Origin of the sequence: uncultured Photobacterium sp., from assembly GCF_947039875.1 — a bacterium.
In the GTDB taxonomy this organism is placed as follows: Bacteria; Pseudomonadota; Gammaproteobacteria; order Enterobacterales; family Vibrionaceae; genus Photobacterium.
The window spans coordinates 15469-34975 of the sequence record NZ_CAMRAN010000024.1 but is presented as its reverse complement, the minus strand read 5'-3'; the positions used below and the strand labels follow the sequence as shown (position 1 = coordinate 34975).

General features: G+C 39.7%; 22 protein-coding genes. 19 read left to right on the top strand and 3 right to left on the bottom strand.

Annotated elements, in window-relative coordinates; translation table 11 throughout:
* Positions 1–27: 27 nt before the first annotated feature.
* From agaV to Q0V26_RS10220, 11 genes are all read left to right on the top strand, one after another.
* The gene (agaV, locus tag Q0V26_RS10270; RefSeq protein ID WP_297481518.1) at positions 28–528 is read left to right on the top strand and encodes a PTS N-acetylgalactosamine transporter subunit IIB; all 501 of its coding nucleotides are present in this window, start codon (positions 28–30) and stop codon (positions 526–528) included.
* Between the two features lie 42 nt (positions 529–570).
* On the top strand, positions 571–1341 hold the full coding sequence (gene agaW, locus Q0V26_RS10265; protein WP_080156404.1) for a PTS N-acetylgalactosamine transporter subunit IIC: 771 nt from the start codon (positions 571–573) through the stop codon (positions 1339–1341).
* Positions 1331–2224 (top strand): PTS system mannose/fructose/sorbose family transporter subunit IID, encoded by an 894-nt coding sequence (locus Q0V26_RS10260; RefSeq protein WP_297481516.1) that lies wholly within the window; start codon positions 1331–1333, stop codon positions 2222–2224. Before agaW ends, Q0V26_RS10260 begins: the two co-directional genes overlap by 11 nt.
* A gap of 86 nt (positions 2225–2310) precedes the next feature.
* Positions 2311–2754 carry a PTS galactosamine/N-acetylgalactosamine transporter subunit IIA gene (gene agaF / locus Q0V26_RS10255; RefSeq protein WP_080156402.1) on the top strand — a complete coding sequence of 148 codons (444 nt, stop codon included), beginning with the start codon at positions 2311–2313 and terminating at the stop codon, positions 2752–2754.
* Between the two features lie 2 nt (positions 2755–2756).
* Positions 2757–3911, top strand: a complete 1155-nt coding sequence (gene nagA / locus Q0V26_RS10250; RefSeq protein WP_297481513.1) for an N-acetylglucosamine-6-phosphate deacetylase — start codon at positions 2757–2759, stop codon at positions 3909–3911.
* 75 nt (positions 3912–3986) lie between these two features.
* A complete protein-coding gene (kduI, locus tag Q0V26_RS10245) occupies positions 3987–4817 on the top strand; it encodes a 5-dehydro-4-deoxy-D-glucuronate isomerase (RefSeq protein ID WP_107276654.1) in 831 nt (276 codons plus the stop codon).
* 85 nt (positions 4818–4902) lie between these two features.
* Positions 4903–5658, top strand: a complete 756-nt coding sequence (kduD, locus tag Q0V26_RS10240; protein ID WP_297481510.1) for a 2-dehydro-3-deoxy-D-gluconate 5-dehydrogenase KduD — start codon at positions 4903–4905, stop codon at positions 5656–5658.
* 12 nt (positions 5659–5670) lie between these two features.
* Positions 5671–6723, top strand: a complete 1053-nt coding sequence (locus Q0V26_RS10235; RefSeq protein ID WP_297481508.1) for a glycoside hydrolase family 88 protein — start codon at positions 5671–5673, stop codon at positions 6721–6723.
* Positions 6704–6883 (top strand): sugar-binding protein, encoded by a 180-nt coding sequence (locus Q0V26_RS10230; protein WP_297481506.1) that lies wholly within the window; start codon positions 6704–6706, stop codon positions 6881–6883. The genes Q0V26_RS10235 and Q0V26_RS10230 overlap by 20 nt, the downstream gene beginning before the upstream one ends.
* A 262-nt stretch (positions 6884–7145) precedes the next feature.
* Positions 7146–8753, top strand: coding sequence for an NAD(P)/FAD-dependent oxidoreductase (locus Q0V26_RS10225; RefSeq protein ID WP_297481504.1), 1608 nt, complete (start codon positions 7146–7148; stop codon positions 8751–8753).
* 444 nt (positions 8754–9197) lie between these two features.
* Positions 9198–9875: a YoaK family protein gene (locus Q0V26_RS10220; protein WP_297481500.1), complete on the top strand. Its 678-nt coding sequence runs from the start codon at positions 9198–9200 to the stop codon at positions 9873–9875.
* 76 nt (positions 9876–9951) lie between these two features.
* On the opposite strand, the gene Q0V26_RS10215 is transcribed toward Q0V26_RS10220, so the two are convergent.
* Positions 9952–10845, bottom strand: a complete 894-nt coding sequence (locus tag Q0V26_RS10215) for a dihydrodipicolinate synthase family protein (protein ID WP_297481498.1) — start codon at positions 10843–10845, stop codon at positions 9952–9954.
* A gap of 284 nt (positions 10846–11129) precedes the next feature.
* Here Q0V26_RS10215 and Q0V26_RS10210 point away from each other — a divergent pair, with 284 nt between their 5' ends.
* The 7 genes from Q0V26_RS10210 to Q0V26_RS10180 all read left to right on the top strand — a co-directional run bounded on the left by Q0V26_RS10210 (position 11130) and on the right by Q0V26_RS10180 (position 16978).
* The gene (locus Q0V26_RS10210; protein ID WP_297481496.1) at positions 11130–11999 is read left to right on the top strand and encodes a MurR/RpiR family transcriptional regulator; all 870 of its coding nucleotides are present in this window, start codon (positions 11130–11132) and stop codon (positions 11997–11999) included.
* A gap of 264 nt (positions 12000–12263) precedes the next feature.
* A complete protein-coding gene (locus tag Q0V26_RS10205; protein ID WP_297481494.1) occupies positions 12264–12980 on the top strand; it encodes a putative N-acetylmannosamine-6-phosphate 2-epimerase in 717 nt (238 codons plus the stop codon).
* Positions 12977–13873 (top strand): N-acetylmannosamine kinase, encoded by an 897-nt coding sequence (locus Q0V26_RS10200; RefSeq protein WP_297481493.1) that lies wholly within the window; start codon positions 12977–12979, stop codon positions 13871–13873. Before Q0V26_RS10205 ends, Q0V26_RS10200 begins: the two co-directional genes overlap by 4 nt.
* Positions 13874–13915: 42 nt before the next feature.
* Complete coding sequence (locus Q0V26_RS10195) at positions 13916–15394, top strand: sodium:solute symporter (RefSeq protein ID WP_297481490.1); 1479 nt, start codon at positions 13916–13918, stop codon at positions 15392–15394.
* Positions 15395–15458: 64 nt separating this feature from the next.
* A complete protein-coding gene (gene nanQ, locus Q0V26_RS10190) occupies positions 15459–15923 on the top strand; it encodes an N-acetylneuraminate anomerase (protein ID WP_297481488.1) in 465 nt (154 codons plus the stop codon).
* A gap of 174 nt (positions 15924–16097) precedes the next feature.
* On the top strand, positions 16098–16757 hold the full coding sequence (locus Q0V26_RS10185) for an HAD family hydrolase (RefSeq protein ID WP_297481486.1): 660 nt from the start codon (positions 16098–16100) through the stop codon (positions 16755–16757).
* Positions 16757–16978: a TIGR02450 family Trp-rich protein gene (locus Q0V26_RS10180; RefSeq protein ID WP_235865806.1), complete on the top strand. Its 222-nt coding sequence runs from the start codon at positions 16757–16759 to the stop codon at positions 16976–16978. The genes Q0V26_RS10185 and Q0V26_RS10180 overlap by 1 nt, the downstream gene beginning before the upstream one ends.
* Here the strand turns inward: Q0V26_RS10180 and Q0V26_RS10175 are convergent.
* The gene (locus tag Q0V26_RS10175; RefSeq protein ID WP_297481483.1) at positions 16975–17451 is read right to left on the bottom strand and encodes a methylated-DNA--[protein]-cysteine S-methyltransferase; all 477 of its coding nucleotides are present in this window, start codon (positions 17449–17451) and stop codon (positions 16975–16977) included. The two genes, Q0V26_RS10180 and Q0V26_RS10175, sit on opposite strands and share 4 nt — an antisense overlap.
* Positions 17452–17517: 66 nt before the next feature.
* Positions 17518–18441 (bottom strand): M14 family metallocarboxypeptidase, encoded by a 924-nt coding sequence (locus Q0V26_RS10170; RefSeq protein ID WP_297481482.1) that lies wholly within the window; start codon positions 18439–18441, stop codon positions 17518–17520.
* Between the two features lie 253 nt (positions 18442–18694).
* Here Q0V26_RS10170 and Q0V26_RS10165 point away from each other — a divergent pair, with 253 nt between their 5' ends.
* A complete protein-coding gene (locus Q0V26_RS10165) occupies positions 18695–19231 on the top strand; it encodes a DNA starvation/stationary phase protection protein (RefSeq protein WP_297481480.1) in 537 nt (178 codons plus the stop codon).
* The last annotated feature ends 276 nt before the right edge of the window (positions 19232–19507 follow it).

The window sequence follows — 19507 nt, the reverse complement described above, 5'->3', positions numbered from 1 at the left end:
TAAATAATTACGAAAGGTAGAACAGTCATGACAACGCCAAATATTGTATGGACACGAATTGATGAACGTTTGTTACATGGTCAAATTTGTATTACTTGGGGTAAACATTCAGGCGCTAATCTTATTTTAGTGGCTAATGACGATGCAGCAGATGGTCCTAACGCGGCTTTTATGCAAGCTGGAATGAAAGCATCAGCGGGAGGGGAATACGCAGTGCGTTTCTTCTCAATCCAAAAAACAATTGATGTCATCGGTAAGGCTTCTCCTCAACAAAAGATTTTTATTTTATGTAATAACCCAACTGACGTTGCTCGGTTAGTTGAAGGTGGTGTGCCCATTGCCCATTGTAATGTCGGTAATATGCACTACCACGAAGGTAAGCGTCAGATTCATAAGACAGTTTCCGTTGATGATAAAGATATTAATGCTTTTGAACGCATGGTTGCAAAAGGGGTAACTTGTACCATTCAAAATACGCCTGATCAGAAACCAATCAATGTACTTGAACTGGCTACCAGCGCTGCTTAAATCGCGATAGTCAAACGCCAAACGTGTAAAAAGGAATAAATCATGTTTTTAGAAGCTGCGTTAGTAGCGGTGTGGGCATTTTTCTGCGGTATCGATAAATACGATGTTGCATTGAATATTCACCGTCCGCTTATTACAGGTCCAGTTGTGGGCTTGATCATGGGTGACATGCAAATTGGTTTGATTGCAGGTGCGACGTTAGAACTTGCTTGGTTAGGTCTAGTGCCTAATGCGGGTGCTCAGCCACCCGATGTAACAATGGGTACGATTGCTGCGGTTGCGTTTGCAGTGATGACGGGTCAATCAGCAGAAGTGGCAATGGGCGTAGGTATGCCGATTGCAGTAATGATGCAGATGTTGGTTATCGGTTTCTTTGCAATGACATCATTCACAATGGGTAAAGCTGATAGCTTTGCAGAGCGTGGTGATTCTGCTGGTATTGATAAGCTTCTGATTACAACGATCTCATTACGTGCATTGTTGTATGCCTTCGTCGCTTTTATCACAGTTTACTTTGGTGAACATGCAGCAACTTGGATTGATGAAAATGCACCAAAAGCATTATTAGAAGGCTTAGGTATTGGTGCCAAGATGGTTCCTGCGATTGGTTTTGCGATGTTGTTGAAAATCATGTGGTCAAAAGAAGTGGCAGGGGTGTTCTTTATTGGCTTCGTTATGACAACTTACTTAAAACTACCCATTATGGCGGTTGCAATAATCGGTGCTTCAATTGCAGCACTGTACTACTTCTTTAGCGGTTCAAACAACGGCGGCTCTAACAACCAAGCAGAGGAATTTGAAGATGGCATCTGATATCACAGCGGGAACACTTCGCGATAAAAACACGCAAGAACATATCAATTTGGTTGATGATATCGATGCATATGAAGATACCACGCCACAAAAAGTGATCACCAAGAAAGACCTGTGGATATGTGCAATCCGTGGTTTATTCATGGAAGGTAACTTCAACTTTGAACGTATGCAAGCGGGTGGTTTTGCTTACTCAATTATTCCTGCACTGAAGAAAATCCATGGTGATAATAAAGCGGATTTGGCGAAAGCATTAAAGAACCATCTGCAGTTTTTCAATGCTTCACCTAAGCTGTTTACCTTCTTATTAGGTACAGCAATTGCGATGGAAGAGAACAAAGAAAAACCATCAACCGTTAACGTAATGAAAGTGGCGGGAATGGGACCAACAGGTGGTATTGGTGATGCTATCGACCACATGACATTGATGCCATTAACGCTTGCATTAGGTGCGTCAATTGCAATGGAAGGGTCTATTGCTGGTCCATTTGTGTTCTTCTTCTTATACCAAATTGTTCACTTTGCGGTTTACTTTGGCTTGATGTTCATGGGTTACAAAGCGGGTACTGCCGCGATGGTTAACATGAGCGATTCAACCGAGAAATTGGCAAAAGCCGCCAATATTATGGGTATCTTTGTTATTGGTGCGCTTTCCGCGACCTTTATCAAGGTGCAGACCACCCTCAGCCTCGAACTGGGAGGGAAGGTGGTGGATTTACAGACCGCATTATTTGACAAAGTGATGCCGAATATTCTGCCACTGATGCTGGTGTTCTTCATGCTTAAAATGGTGAAAGGTACAGGATTCTGGGCTAAGCCTCCAGTGTTGATTTTCAGCACACTAGCGGCAGGTGTAATAGGCCATCTAATCGGTATTTTGTAGTTAATAAATTGTTTTGTATTGATATTTGTCATTATCAATAGTCTCAAGGGGGGCATCGTTCCCCCTTTATATTCAAGGAAAGAATCATGATTGGTATCGTTGTTTCAGGGCATATTAACTTTGCATCAGGTATGGAGTCGGCTGTTCGTGCTATCGCGGGTGAGCAAGAACAAATGACATATGTAGATTTTGTTGAAACCATGTCTACCGATGAGCTAGAACAGGCTTTACGCCAAGCGGCTGCGGATGTGGATAGCGGTGATGGAGTGTTGTTTTTAACTGATATTCCTGGTGGTTCTCCTGCCAATCGCGCCTTAGCTATTGTGATGGACACCCCTAATGTTGAACTTATTGGTGGTGCGAATTTACCGATGATCGCCAATGCTGCCTTTGAGCGTGATGATGCTGATCTAACCGATCTTGTTGATACCTTACTTGATATTGGTATGTCATGCATGAAAGACATGCGTCGTGAGCTTAATAATATGATGACGCAATCAGCTGAACTTGAATGTGAAGACGGACTGTAATTATGCGTTTTGCACTTCATCCACAGCGTATATTCACCCCCACAGGGATCCGTTATAACCACTATGTTGTAGTGAATAGCGGTAAGGTTGAATGCGTTACTGATAGCCGACCTTTTGATTGTGAAGTGATTGAATTAGAAGATCAAACATTAGTCCCTGGTTTTATCGATATTCATATTCATGGCCGTGCAGGCGCTGATGTTATGGATGCAACACCACAAGCTTTACAAACCATAGCTCAAGCATTACCTGCTACAGGCGTAGTGGCATGGGTTGGAACAACCGTTACCGCACCGTGGCAGAATATTGTTTCGGCTTTACAGGTGGTGCGTAATTACTGTGAGCAGCCACAACAAGGTGCCACGTTATTAGGTAGCTTTCTTGAAGGACCTTATTTTACTGCAACTCACCGTGGTTCACACCCAACTCAATACTTAACCGCGCCAACCATTGTGGCGTTAGCAGAATTAAAAGAAGTGGCTGCAGATTCATTATTACGCGTTGCGTTAGCACCAGAGTATGACGGCGCTAATGAAGCGATTCAATGGTTAACCGATAACGGCATTAAAACTTCGATAGCACATACCAATGCCAATTTTGAACAAGTAACCCAAGCGCACCAACATGGAGCGGATTGTGGTGTGCATTTATTTAACGGTATGAGTGGCTTACATCATCGAGAACCCGGTTGTGCAGGGGCGGTGCTTTATCACGATATGTTAGTTGAACTGATTGCTGATGGTATTCATGTTCACCCGGTGATGATGCAACTTGCTTATCGTATCAAAGGCTATCAAGGCATGGCATTAATTACTGACTGTATGCGTGCTGGTGGCCTTGATGATGGCAAGTACCAACTTGGCGCGCAGATGGTTAACGTGACCAATGGTGAAGCGCGTACTGATGATGGCTCTTTGGCAGGAAGCACGTGTAGTTTAGATCAAGCCATTCGCAATATGGTTATGTTAGCCAATGTTCCTGAGTGGGAAGCGATTCAGATGGCAACCGCTGTGCCTGCAAAATATTTAGGCATTGATCATCAATTAGGTGCGATAGCAACAGGCTACAACGCCAGCTTTGCCGTGCTTAATACGCAATTTGAAATTCAAGCAACGTTAATTGACGGTGAGTGGTATTACCCAACATCGCATCAATAGCAATAATTCGTCAGTATTTATGCCGTATTTTGATGGTATGGATACTGAATAATGTAATGATTTAAGAGGTTTTTCATGGAAATTCGTCAACCAATTCATAGTCAGCATGCCAAGCAATTAGATACTGCGGGTATTCGTGAGCAATTCTTAATTGAAAATATGTTTCAAGCCGGTGAAATTAATCTTACTTATAGCCATATCGATCGCATTATTGTGGGTGCGGCCGTGCCGACGACTGCGGCTATTGTGTTTGAAGGTGGTAAAGAGATTGGTGTTGATTACTTTTTACAACGTCGTGAATTAGGTGTGATTAATATCGGTGCGCCAGGATTAGTGATTGTTGATGGTGAGACTTTTGAAATTGGCTCACGCGAAGCTATTTATGTTGGCATGGGCGCACAAGATATTCGTTTTGAAAGTGTCGTTGCCGATAAACCTGCACGTTTCTATTTAAATTGTGCGCCTGCTCATCACAGCTATCCAACCCGTAAAATTACCCGTGAAGATGCATCTCCAGAGCAAATTGGTAGCCAAGAAAACTGTAATGTTCGCACGATTTATAAGTATTTACATCCTTCTGTGTTACCAACCTGCCAACTATTAATGGGCATGACTGAGCTGGCTGCTGGCAGCTTGTGGAATACCATGCCATGTCATACCCATGAGCGTCGTATGGAAGTGTATTTGTACTTTGATATGAGCCAAGACAACATCGTGTTCCATTACATGGGTGAGCCCCAAGAAACGCGCCATATCGTGGTGCGTAATGAGCAAGCAGTGATCAGTCCAAGTTGGTCAATTCACTCTGGTGTGGGTACGGCGTCTTATACCTTTATTTGGGGCATGGTAGGTGAGAACCAAACCTTCCACGATATGGATCATGTCGCGATGAGCGATCTTAAATAAGCCTTAGTTTTTCACCGTAACGCGTTAATTTATTTAGCAAGTAGTGCTGGCTAGCGTTGGCGCTACTTTACAAGGATAGAACTCGATGAATATGTTTGATTTAAGCGGTAAAGTTGCGATTGTGACTGGTTGTAATACAGGTCTCGGTCAAGGTATGGCATTAGGACTTGCAAAAGCAGGGGCTGATATTGTGGGTATTGGTCATCAACCAGCACCTGAAACCCAAGCACAAATTGAAGCATTAGGACGTAAATTTCATTACATCACCGCTAACCTTATGCAGCAAGATAAGCTTGAAAGCATTGTTGCAGAAGCAGTAGAAGTGATGGGGCATGTTGATATTTTAATTAATAATGCTGGTATTATTCGTCGTCAAGATCTGCTGCAATTTTCTGAAAGTGATTGGGATGATGTGATTAACATTAACCAAAAAACACTATTTTTCTTATCACAAGCGGTCGCTAAACGTTTTGTTGAACAAGGCAATGGCGGCAAAATCATTAATATCGCTTCAATGTTATCTTTCCAAGGTGGCATTCGCGTCCCTTCATACACCGCAAGTAAATCAGCCGTTATGGGTCTAACCCGAGCATTAGCCACTGAACTCGCTGAGCATAAGATTAATGTCAATGCGATTGCCCCTGGTTATATGGCGACTGACAATACTGAAGCGTTGCGTGCCGATGCTGATCGTAACGCGGCAATTTTAGAGCGTATTCCTGCTAATCGTTGGGGATTACCGTCTGATTTAGAAGGGCCTGCGGTCTTTTTAGCATCAAGTGCAAGTGATTACATTAATGGTTACACCATCGCGGTTGATGGTGGTTGGTTAGCACGCTAAGGAGAGCAGTTCATGGCAGCATTAGGTTCAAAAGAAACGATTTTAACCGCAATGAAGCGAGTTTATCGTTACCAAGCACAAAACCAGACTCGCAGTGTGGTTCGTCGTAGTGGTAAAACCCGGTTTATTAAAGATACTGACTGGGAGCGGGGCGTATTTTGGTCATGTGTCTCCGCAGCATGGCTTGCAACAGATGATAATGAATACCTTGATGGGGTAATGAATTATACCCTTCATACTGGTTTTAGAACTGGACCTAATGATCGTTTTGCTGATGATCATATTTGCTGCCAAGCTTACCTTGATGTGTATCCATTAATTGACCAAGTTGAAGCGTTAGAGCCAACGATTAAAGCGTTAGATATTATGGTTGAGAGCCCACAGCCGGGTCGTAAAGATTGGTGGTGGTGTGATTCATTATTTATGGCACCGCCCGCATTTGCTGCATTAACCCAACGCACAGGTGATCCTAAGTACCTCGATTACATGAACACTGCATTTTGGGATTCAGTTGAGCATTTGCTCGATCCTGAAACGGGTTTATTCTACCGTGATTATCGTTATATTCCTGATGGTAATGGTGGTGAATTACGAGAAGCTAGCGGTAATAAAGTTTTCTGGAGCCGTGGTATTGGCTGGGTATTAGCCGCAGTGCCACGCTTATTAGCCCGTATGCCTGACGATTACCCACAGCGTGAAAAGTATTTGGCGCTATTTACCTCACTGGCCGCCGAAGTCATTAAGTATCAACAAACCGATGGTTTTTGGCGTACAAGTTTGCTCGACCCTGACAATTTCCCTGCACCAGAAAGCAGTGCTACAGCGCTGTTCTGTTACGGTTTAGCGTGGGGCATAAAACACGGTCATCTTGATGCTGAAACATATCTGCCTGTGGTTGAGATTTCATGGGCGGCATTACAAACCTGTATTCACGATAATGGCATGATGGGCTGGGTACAATTACCAGCGTTTAACCCACGTGATGTCGCCTTTGAACATAATATTGATTACGGTGCTGGCGCATTTTTATTAGCTGCCACCGCCGTTGCTGATTTGGCAGAATAAACAACAAACGCAATTATTGTGTGCTTTAATGCGGGCAGAGTTCACGCAACAAGCCGATGGCAAGTTGGATATGGGGTGGATGACATGGATAAATCCCAAAACACCTAAACCTAACTTTCACAACCCGCAAACATTTGGTCAGTGTCAGTTAGTGAAATAATAGCTATTAATTTATTATAGGTTATTAAAAAATAAGGTTTATGCCGATATTTATATCATATGGCATAAGCCTTTTTTGATTTTAGAGATATTTTTGTTTTTTTATCGTGATGTTTTCGAAGCCAATATAATGCAAATATTGGGATAAACACTAAAGTCTGTGAGATAATACTTGGCTAAGGTATAAATCTGCCATCATCTGCGGCTAGGTTTATTCTCTCCGAGATATTTTTATTGCATTCCCAATCGAGTTAGTGGACTTAATGATACGTATTAATGAAGTTAAATTACCGTTAGATCATAGTGAAGTAGCTTTACATGATTTTGTCATCAACAAGTTATCGATAAATAAAGACCAACTAGTTGATATTCATGTCTTTAAACGTGGTTATGATGCCCGTAAAAAAAATGATATTTATCTGATTTACACTGTAGATATCACTTTAAAAGATGTTGATGAAGAGCAATTACTAACGACGTTTGCTAACGATCACCAGGTGAAAGCATCACCAGATACAAGCTATAAATATGTGACTCAAGCACCTGAAAATATCACTGAACGTCCTATCGTTATTGGTATGGGTCCATGTGGTTTGTTTACAGGGCTTATTTTGGCGCAGATGGGATTTAAGCCTATTATTCTCGAGCGCGGAAAATCAGTACACGAACGTGCAAAAGATACTTTCCGTTTTTGGCGTACACGTGAGCTAAACACCGAATCAAATGTACAGTTTGGTGAAGGTGGCGCAGGTACATTCTCTGACGGTAAATTATACAGCCAAGTCAAAGATCCTCGTTTTCTGGGTCTTAAAGTAAAACAAGAATTTGTTGCAGCGGGCGCACCAGCTGAAATTATTTATCTAAGTAAACCACATATTGGTACCTACAAATTGGTAACAATGGTTGAGAAAATGCGCCGTAAAATTATTGAACTTGGCGGTGAGATTCGTTTTGAAACTCGCGTTGAAGAAATCAATATTGAAGATAATCAAGTTACTGGCGTTACTTTGTCAACTGGTGAAGTGATTCCGTCAAAGCACGTTGCATTAGCGATTGGCCACAGTGCGCGTGATACCTTTAAGATGTTGCATGACAAAGGTGTCCACCTTGAAGCGCAATCATTTTCAGTTGGTTTCCGTATTGAGCATAAACAAGAAACTATCGACTCAGCCCGTTTTGGTAAAAATGCAGGTCATCCTTTATTAGGTGCTGCGGATTATAAATTGGTTCACCACTGTAAAAATGGCCGTTCAGTTTATAGTTTCTGTATGTGTCCTGGTGGCGTTGTGGTTGCAGCAACCTCTGAGCTTGAGTCAGTAGTAACCAACGGTATGAGCCAATACTCACGTAGTGAGCGTAATGCTAACAGTGCGATTGTAGTGGGTATTTCACCTGAAGATTTTGCTAACGATCCAATGCAAGGGATCGCTTTACAACGTAAGCTAGAGCGTAACGCATATGTTCTTGGTGGCAGTAGCTATGATGCGCCAGCACAATGTGTGGGGGATTTCTTAGCAGGTAAAACCATCAGTCAAATGGGTGATGTTGAACCGTCTTACAAACCAAATGTTAAGTTTACTGACCTAAGCAGCAGTTTGCCAGATTATGCTATTGAAGCGATTCGTGAAGCATTGCCTGCGTTTAATAAAAAGATTAAAGGTTTCTCACATGCCGATAGCATGCTAACGGGTGTTGAAACGCGCACATCTTCTCCTGTACAAATTAAACGTGGAAAAGATTTCCAAAGCATTAATACTAAAGGTTTATATCCTGGTGGTGAAGGTGCAGGTTATGCGGGGGGTATTTTATCTGCAGGCATCGACGGTATTAAAGTTGCCGAAGCGATTGCGCTTGATATGTTAAATGTATAATTAGTTAAATTAAAAGGTGTAATAATAGCGAGTCTATATATTATTGCACCTTTTATTGTTTTTATTTACAGCTACCTCTGCTGTTATTATCTTCATTTTTTCTGCTTTTTCCCTATATTAATATTCTTATTTATAAAAATAATCCACTATTGGAATTGACTGTTAAATCTATAGTTGTAATATTTGTTAAGTATAATGCATTGTTTTAAAAGTAAAAAATAACTCTTTGCTAAGATGGATATAGTTTTCATATTTTTTAAAAGAGTTTTTATTACGCTATATTATTATTTTTATGGTGTATTTTTACTAAACTAAAGTTATTAGCCATGCTGAATATTTAATTACAATAGCCAAAATACGAGTAAAAAGCCTTTTAAAATAGATAAAGTGCTGAGGGTTTACTGATAGTCATAATATGGAAATATAGTTGGATATAAATAATAAATGTTAAATGAAAGACGGTTCTTTTTATCATTAATGCCCTATTTGTTATTGTTTGTTGCAGGCACTGTTGATGCGGTTGGCTTTTTACATCTTAAAAACGGAGTATTTGCATCTTTTATGAGTGGCAATTCGACTCATATGGGAATGATGTTGAGTTATCATGATTATCCTCGTGCAGCCATTTATATTGCATTATTAAGTATTTTTATTATCGGCTCCATGTCTGGCGAATTAATTGCCTTATCTGGGCGTCGATTCTACCGAGGTGTGGTGATGGCTTCCGTTTCGGTTGTGCTGATATTTGCCATTATCATGGAGTCTTATCTGCCTTTTTTAGCGATTAATTTTATTCTGTGTTATGGCATGGGAATGCAAAATATAGCATTACGATTAACGATAGAAAAATCAATTCCTCTTACGTATGCCACTGGATATTTAGTTAATATTGGTCGTCTATTGGCATTGGCAATTGTTGGGCAAGGTGATCGTAAACGGTTGATGCAATATCTGTGTTTATGGGGTTCTTTGATTTCAGGTGCAATGAATGGCGGGTTTATAATGCAAACAATTCCCCAATATTCATTATTTCCAGCATTGGCATTAACCTCCTTTATTGCTGTCACTTTGTTTTATATAGAATATACCCATCGCTCAACCCCAATTGATACTGAACTGTAATATTGGCCTTAATTCACACTGTAAATGATGAAAAGCCAGCAATTATTTGCTGGCTTCTTTATCGGAGAAAAAATAACTAAGCCACTAAAATGGCATCACGCATTTTACATATAACATCCTGTTTTTGTTCGGTTGTTAATGTGCGTAATGGTAGGCGTGGGTTACCTGCATCAATATCATGTAGCATCATTGCGGTTTTACCTGCCGCGACACCGCCGTATTCAACTAAGACACGAATAAGTGCAATTACATTGTCCATTTTATTGATCACCGTTTGATGATCACCTTGAGCAAAAGCATCAATCATGTCGTGATAAAGAGGCGCAGCGTAATTGTAGGTACTGCCGACAGCACTAATTGCTCCCACCGCTAATGCGCCAGGGAAATGCTCATCAACACCCCACGGTACATCAAACTTACTATCACAAACACGTAAACAACGTTGGTATTCATATAAATTAGTGCTGTTAAATTTAACCCCATATAGATTTGGAATCACTTTATCAGCAGCAATTAAGAATTGTTCCATATCAACCGTCACGCCACTCATTTCTGAGTGATAATAATAGAATCCTTTAGAAGGAGCAGCGTCAGCAACTGCTTTACAGTAATTAACTAAATCGGTAACGTTATTGGGTTTAAAGAAACAAGGACCAATGGCCGAGGTCGCATAAATATCTAACTGATCAGCATGACGGGTTAATTCAAGTGTATCTGTAATGCTTAACGCACCAGTATGAATAATAAGTTTCAGTTGGCCTGCACTTGCTTGTACCCATCGCTCTGCAACCGCTTTACGTTCTGCTACTGAACAATGAATGCCTTCGCCTGTCGTACCTAAAACATAAGCACCCACGATATTGGTATTAATAAGATGTTTAGCAATAGCATCAATAGCGACATAGTCAATATCACCGTTAGCTAGAAATGGCGTATGAGGGGCTGCAATTAAACCTGTTAGCTTTTCCATGTCTCAGATCCTTATTTGTGAAGTTTTACTTCTAAAGCGTAATTCTTTTGGAGTTATATTATCATACGAAGTGGGATTTTGGTTGGCAATAAAAAAGAAACGACTTTTAGGGGTTTTAATAGAAACTGTGATCTATTGCTATTAATTGATTTTTGAAATTTATAAAATATTTTTTATCGTTATTTTGGATTGAAATGATGATTGGATTTGATTTTGGAGTAAAACTTCATAATGATAATACGATAAAGATCGCCACCTAAGCTGAAGAATGGCAAGGATAACGTATGAATGCGGTAACAGATGCAATTCAAGTGGGTAAAATTTTAGATACGTTAGGTAGTCTACGTGATAGCTTGACACCATCGGCACGTCGAATCGCTGATTATGTTTTAGCACAACCTCAACCTGTGACTGAACTTTCAATTGCAGAACTCGCTCAGCAAGCTAACGTTGGCGAAGCCAGTATTATTCGTTTTTGTCGGGCACTCCATTTTAAAGGTTTTCAAGATCTTAAGATGAAGTTAGCGATTGAGGTTGCAACACCTCATGATACTGAGAAGCACATGCTTGATACCGAATTAACCGCAGATGATGATGCTGAACATATCGGTCGAAAGTTACAACAGACGATCAATAATGTCTTAGGTGAAACATTAAATTTATTAGATTTTTCTAAATTAGAAGCGGTGGCTCGTGCTTTACAGCAACAAAAACGGATTTATTTTTTTGGCGTGGGGTCCTCCGGCATTACCGCAGAAGATGCGAAAAATAAACTCATGCGGATTGGATTTGATGTCGATGCGTTAACCAATAATCATTTTATGTATATGAAAGCTGCATTATTAAACAATGACGATGTTGCGATTGGTATTAGTCATTCCGGAACGTCAAAAGAAACTATTAAAGCGTTAGCATTGGCCAAAGAGTGTGGCGCAATTACTGTGGCGCTGACGCATAATCCATTATCTCCGTTGGCTGAATTGTCTGATTATGTATTAATTAATGGTAATCGTCAGGGGCAACTGCAAGGGGATTCTATTGGTACTAAAATAACGCAACTGTTTGTATTAGATATGCTTTATACATTGCTGGTTCGTGACAATCCTCAACATACACGTCAGCAGAAGTATAAAACAACCCAAGCGCTAGATTAAAACTTTACCAGAAATACCATTAAGGCCACATTCAAATGTGGCCTTTTTTATGGGGGTAAAGTAGCCTTACTGGTTATTCATTAAACATTAATCACAACGAATTGATTATTTTTTAACTGTGATTTACATCGTGATTTTGAGGTTATTTTAGGCAAAGAGTGTGCAATATCTCTCTATTTAAAAAGTTCATTATTGCGTCACTCCAATGATATCGACATGATGGAGTCAAACTTCATAACGTTGATATTTTTGGAGCTAACGATCATGGTTAAGCATTCACAAACACTTCTTGCACATATAAATAATGGTTTTATCTCTTCTTGCCAGCCTGTTGATGATAGCCCTATGGATCAGCCTCAGATTGTATCGGCAATGGCGCAATCATCGGTTTTAGGTGGTGCTGCGGGTTTACGTATTGAAGGTATTGCAAATTTACAAGCAACACGTCCACATGTGGCTGTACCTATTATTGGTATTATTAAACGAGATCTGAATAACTCAGCAGTAAGAATTACGCCATTTGTAGAAGATGTTGCTGATCTTGCAGCCGCTGGTGCTGACATTATTGCGATTGATGGTACGCAACGCCAACGTCCAGAAACAGTTGAAAATTTAATTAATGCGATTCATCAACATGGATGTTTAGCAATGGCTGACTGTGCGACTTTGGCTGATGGTGATATGTGCCACCAATTAGGCGCTGACATTATTGGTTCAACATTATCAGGTTATACCGAAGGTGAAGTACCGACTGAACCTGACTTAGAATTGGTGATGGCTTTGCATCAACGTGGTTATTTTGTGATGGCTGAAGGGCGTTATAACTCACCAGTATTAGCAGCTAAAGCAATGACTGCGGGAGCGAACTGCGTCACGGTTGGCTCTGCAATCACGCGTATTGAACATATCTGCGAATGGTTTAAACAAGCGGTAAATACTGCTGCAACCGCAGATCAATTACGTGTTAAGGATATTGCATGAGTGTTTGTTTAGCGGTTGATATTGGTGGCACAAAAATAGCTGCGGCACTAGTGGATTGTGCAACTAACCAGATTATAGATCGTCATCAAATAGCTACGCCTCAGTCACAACAGCCCGCGGTGTTTTCCGCAGCATTAACCTCTTTATTAACCCCGTTTATCACTCAGGCTGATTTTGTTGCTATTGCCTCAACAGGAATCATTAATAACGGGATTTTAACGGCGTTAAATCCCGCTAATTTAGGTGGATTAAATCGATTTGAATTAGTTGATAATATTCAGCGTATTTCAAAATTACCGACATATGCAATGAACGATGCCCAAGCTGCGGCATGGTATGAATTTATTTCGCTAACGCCTAATAACAATACTCACAACATGTTGTTTATTACTATTTCTACTGGTATCGGCGGTGGATTAGTGTTGAATCAACAATTACAAACGGGGGCTCGGGGTATTAGTGGTCATATTGGACATACGGTTGTTGATGTTAATGGCCCTCTGTGTGGCTGTGGTCGTCAAGGATGTATAGAAAAAGTGGCCTCAGGTACCGCGATAGGTGAACTTGGTAGTGCCTTATTTAAGCGTCCATGTAATGGGCAACAGGTCTATCAACTGGCACTTGACGGTAATGAAGATGCAATAAGTATTATTCATTCTTCAGCTGCTGCGGTCGCGGAATTAATTGCCAACCTCACAATTAGCTTAGATCTCGATGCGGTGGTTATCGGTGGCAGTGTGGGTCTTGCACCTCATTATTGTGAATATATTCAACAATATCTAAATGAAAAACCAGAACTTTATCGACCGCATATTATTCCCGCTCAATCTGGTGGTGATGCAGGTTTGTTAGGTGCCGCTCATTGGTTTGCACGACAAGAAAATCATACATAGAAATTAATTATCTTCTCTCAACCCCTAAATGGTGAGGCTTATATGGAAATTCAAGCATTTGGTACGATCAATTATATCGTATTGTTCGCGTATTTAATTGGTGTCATGTTGGTTGGTGTTTATTTTGCCCGCCGTCAGAAATCAGCAGATGATTATTTTAAAGCTGGAGGCCGAATACCGGGTTGGGCGGCGGGAATCAGTGTATTTGCAACCACATTAAGCTCGATTACTTTTATGTCTATTCCTGCCAAGGCTTATACTTCTGATTGGACTTTCCTTGTCGGCCAATATGTGGCTATTCTTATTCTACCGTTAGTGTTCTATTTCTATATTCCCTTTTTTAGAAAACTCAATTTAACCTCAGTATATGAATATTTAGAACGTCGCTTTGATATTAAGATGCGCTTGTTTGCTAGTATGTCATTCATGCTATTCCATATTGGGCGTATTGCAATTATTACCTATTTAACCGCACTTGCATTAATGCCATTTGTACATATTGATCCTCTGACGATCGTATTTTTAATCGGTGTGTTATGTATTGTTTATACCTTCCTTGGCGGTATTGAAGGGGTTATTTGGACGGATGTTATTCAAGGTATTATGCTGTCCGTCGCTGCAGTCGTCATCTTTGTTACTATTTGTTTTCATGTTGATGGCGGTGTGACTGAAGTATTCCGTTTAAGTGCTGAACAAGATAAATATTTCCCAAGTTCAAGTTTTGAATGGAGCTGGACTGACAGTACTTTACCTGTATTAATGATAGGTTTCTTATTTGCTAGTTTACAGCAATTTACTGCGAGCCAAGATGTAGTACAACGCTATATTGTGACTGATTCTATTGAAGAAACGAAAAAGACCTTGATCACTAATGCTAAGTTAGTTGCTTGTGTACCTATTTTCTTCTTTGCTATTGGTTCTGCGCTATATGCTTTCTATAGTCAAAATTCACAATTGATACCTGAGAATTTTAATACAGGAGGTATTCTACCGTTTTACGTGATTTCTCAAATGCCTGCGGGTATTGCAGGGTTAATTATTGCGGCTATTTTTGCAGCTTCTCAATCAAGTATTTCAAGCAGTTTAAATAGTATTTCTGCTTGTTACACCGTGGATATCTATAACCGTTTTGGCGAAGAAAAAAATATGCAGCAGAGCTTTAATATGGCAAGAGTTGTAACGATTATTGCTGGTTTATTAGGTGTTGCTGCTTCTGTTTATTTAATTAAAAGTAATGAAAGTCAAATATGGGATGCATTTAATAGCTTAATCGGTTTAATGGGCGGTCCTATGACAGGTCTGTTTATGTTGGGCATCTTTGTTCGCCGTGCTAATGCAGGTAGTGCATTATGTGGTGTGATTGCCGCGGTTGTTGCTGTGTTAATTGTACGTGGCTTTACTGATCTGAACTTCTTCTTCTACGGCGTGATTGGTACGTTAATGGTGGTCATCGTGGGCTTTATCACGGCCCCATTATTTAAAAGTAAGTCAGCTGAAGAACTCAATATAGTGACTGAATAATAAACTTAAAACAAAGCGGAGAAGCGGATGCTTTTCCGCTTTTTATTTATAAAAGGATAAGAAAATGATTTTTGGTGAAATTAAACAGCCGTTACATGCATTGCCTGCGGCTTTTCAACAAGCGATAAATTTTATAAATACACAAGATCTAGCGCAGTTAGAGAATGGTCGTTATGAGATAGATGGCGATCGTATTTTTGCTAATGTGATGAGTTTTGAAACCCAAGCGGCAGCAGCTAAACAAGGTGAGGTTCATCAACAATATATTGATTTTCAATACTTAATCAGTGGTGAAGAACGTATAGATGTGTCACTTAATTTAACTGACTGCATCCCTGCGACTGATTATGATCATGACAATGATTTTGCGTTAGTTGAAACCATGCCGAATACCAGTTCTTTATTATTAAAGCCGGGTATGTTTTTAGCTATTTTCCCACAGCAACCACATAAACCAGGGTGTGTTATTTCGACCCCAATGATGATTAAAAAAGTAGTGATTAAAATTCATCAGCAATGTTTGGTGTGAGCTTCTATTTCATGTGATTGTAATGAAGTAATAACGTCAAGCTGCTGTTTTATTAAGTAGCTTGAGGTACAACATAAGACGTGATCATACTCGCTGAATTAAATGTCAATAATTGCCACTAAGTGCATATATTCATACACTGTCATTATTGCGTTATTGATGATGGAGAATGGCATGTATACCCCAATCCCTTACAATATGATCAGTGGTGTTATTTTTGATTTAGATAACACACTTGTCAGTTCAGCATTAGATTTTGATTGGTTACGCCAACAACTAAACTGTGCGGCTGATGTCGATCTATTGCAATATATTGCTGACATTCCCGATGCAACTTTCCGTAAGCAGCTTGAAGAGAAAGTGATTGAACATGAAATTATGGATGCACGTCAGTCGTCTATTATGCCTGGTTGTTACGCTTTATTATCTTATCTTCGTCAGCAAAATATACCTACCGCAGTGGTCACACGTAACTGTATTCAAGCAGCAAAGCTGAAGATTGATCACCATAAATTGCAATTTGATCGCATTGTCTCTCGTGAGGATTTTCCTCCTAAACCGGCACCTGATGCCTTACTTGATATTACCCAACAGTGGCAACTTACACCACAAAATATACTCTATGTTGGTGATTATGTTTATGATTTACAAGCTGCTTTTCGTGCGAATATGCCATCATGTTTAGTGACTAATGGTGAAGATTTGCCTTTTACTGACCAAGCATCGATTGTGGTTCAACAGCTAAATTCATTGACAGATTTTTTACGTGAGCAAGCATGTATGTTACAGCGTGAGCATGATAGGGTAGTAATGAATGTTCAGTCAGGAAATTAATGATGACGAATCCCGTGAATCCCAAAGCGTTACTTCATAGCAAATGGACGAAAGTGGTTGTGGATAACAAAGAAAAACATTTTGAGATAGTTACAGTATTATTTAATGAAAATCAGCAAGTAGAAAAATGTGTTATTCAAGCTGTAATGACAAATAAACTGTATGACATTGATTGGCATGATTTAAAAAATGACCAAACTTGGATTATCGGTTGGAATTAGGCGTGCTCTTGCTCTAAAGCCAACAGTGTTTGTTTTTTCTCTAATCCGCCAGCATAGCCAGTTAATGTACCGTTTTTACCAATAACGCGGTGGCATGGAATGACAATGGATAACGGGTTTTTACTGTTTGCCATTCCAACAGCTTGGCATGCTTTAATATTACCAATTGAGATAGCGAGTTGCTGATAACTCCAACACACACCATATGGGATGGTGCATAAAGATTGCCATACACGTTGCTGAAAATCAGTGCCTTTAGGTGCCAATGGTAAATCAAAGTGTTGGCGAGTCCCTGTGAAATACTGTTGTAATTGTTGTTCACATTCAACTAATAATGGGTGTTGTGGCATGTAGGTTGCTGTTTCAGGTTGCGGTGTTTGATCTTGATAGAGGATAGCTGTTAACGCATGCTCAGTAGCGTACAGTGTTAAGCATCCAATGGGGGAGTCCATCGTATTGAAGTAAGTGCACATAATAAAAAACCTTCGCGCTACACTAGATAATCAGTATAGCGCGTTTAAGAGTGGATAAAAAAGAGCTTACGACTGGTGGTGTTTTAAATATTCAAGAGCACCAATAATGGCCGCTACTTGGGCCATATTACACTCTTGATCTGTAACACGAGGGCTATCTGGATAAACTTCAGTTGTTGAAGTATACAAAGCGTCAGTTACGCTAGCACATAAACCTAATGCTTTTAGTGGATAATTAATCACACCTTCTTGGGTAATTGGCTCTCCAATAATATTACCATCATTGTCAGCGGGGGCAATGTGGGTAACATGGCGCACTGAATCAATAATGGCTTTTTGAAAGTCATGTTGTGGGTTTTCAGTATCGCCGACGCCATAAAAACCGTCAGGTACAATATCGGCGATATATTCTTTACCATCACGTGCGGCAAGCGCTGGTCTAAATTCACTTTCATCACTATCAGTGGTTTCATGCAAATCAAGGTGAGCGAGAAAATGTGTATGCTGAGCTTGAACGAGCTTCATCAATGCGGCAGATTCTTCTGCTGGGCTATTTGCATAAAATGAGCGGTTTGGATCGACTGCATTAGGATTCCAACGATTGATCGTTTCATATCCCCATGGGCTTACACAAGGCACGACCATAATATTAAAATCAGTACTGTATTGTTGTGCTTTTTGTGCCAAGAACGTTAATGCACCATGGACACCGCTAGTTTCATAACCATGAATACCACCCGTGATTAAGATCGTTGGTTTTGCGTCATCCCAATGGCGAGTTTTGATTGCAAATAGCGGATATTTTTCAGGTGAGTAAGACAGTTCACCATATTGCTCAACATCGAATTTTTCACTTAAAGTATGAATCTGGGAAACAACTTGCTCAAGGTAACTACGTTTAATGGTGGTTTGTGCTAACCATGCAGCTTTTTCTGTGGCGCTCCATTTTATTCCCGGAGTACCAATTGCGTATCCAAATGAATTGTCCATTGTGTTACCTATATCATTATTATTGAGGTGTCTGTTTTAGAGGGTAAACAGCTGGCTATATTTAAGCAAATTTTATCTAATTATCATTTCAAAAAAATAGAAATACTGATAATTATACTGAATTAAAACTAATACTATTAATCGAGAAGAAAGTAAAATCAGGTTGCATTTATCTGCTGCTACCCACTATTGTCATACAAATAAAACGGCCTATAGTAATGATGTTCACAAAATTATTACTAAGGATAAGACGATGAGTACTACAATCTTGAATGAAGTTCAAATTGAAGATGCTAAACAACATCTCACTCATCCTCTAGCCACACCTACAGATCTATGTGTAGACGCGACTAAAGAGATCAGTGGCGCATTAACTGCAATTTTAGCTGATGTGTTTGCGATTTATATGAAAACCAAAAACTTTCATTGGCATATGAGTGGTGCGCATTTCCGCGATTACCATTTAATGTTAGATGAGCAAAGTACTCAGTTATTTGCAATGACTGATGATATTGCTGAACGTGCACGTAAAATTGGTGGCCGTACTATTCGTTCAATTGGTGAAATTGCTCGTATGCAGCGTATTTTAGATAATGACGCTGATTATGTTGAGCCCGCAGATATGCTTGCTGAGTTGTGTGAAGATAATAAACAATTAGCCGCTGAACTTCGTGCCGCACATATTTTATGTGATGAACGTAATGATTTTTCTTCAGTGAGTATGATTGATAATTGGATTGATGAAACAGAACGTCGTGTCTGGTTCCTTTATGAATCATACCGTCATTGATATAAAAATTAATCAATTTGTTACTAGATAAAAAAGGATAGGTTTAATAACCTATCCTTTTTTATTATATATGGTTTAAGCGTCATAAAAATGACGATGTTTTAATAGACTAACTTGATAACTTATAAATCAATATTAATTTGAAATTTGTTTTTTTTTGAATAAAGATCTCTTTACCGCTGTGAAAATAGTTTATTTATTGTCTGTTTAGTAAAAAAAACTATCGAATGTAAACCCAATTGTTATTTTTATGTTTCTTTTTATTGTTTAGGTAAT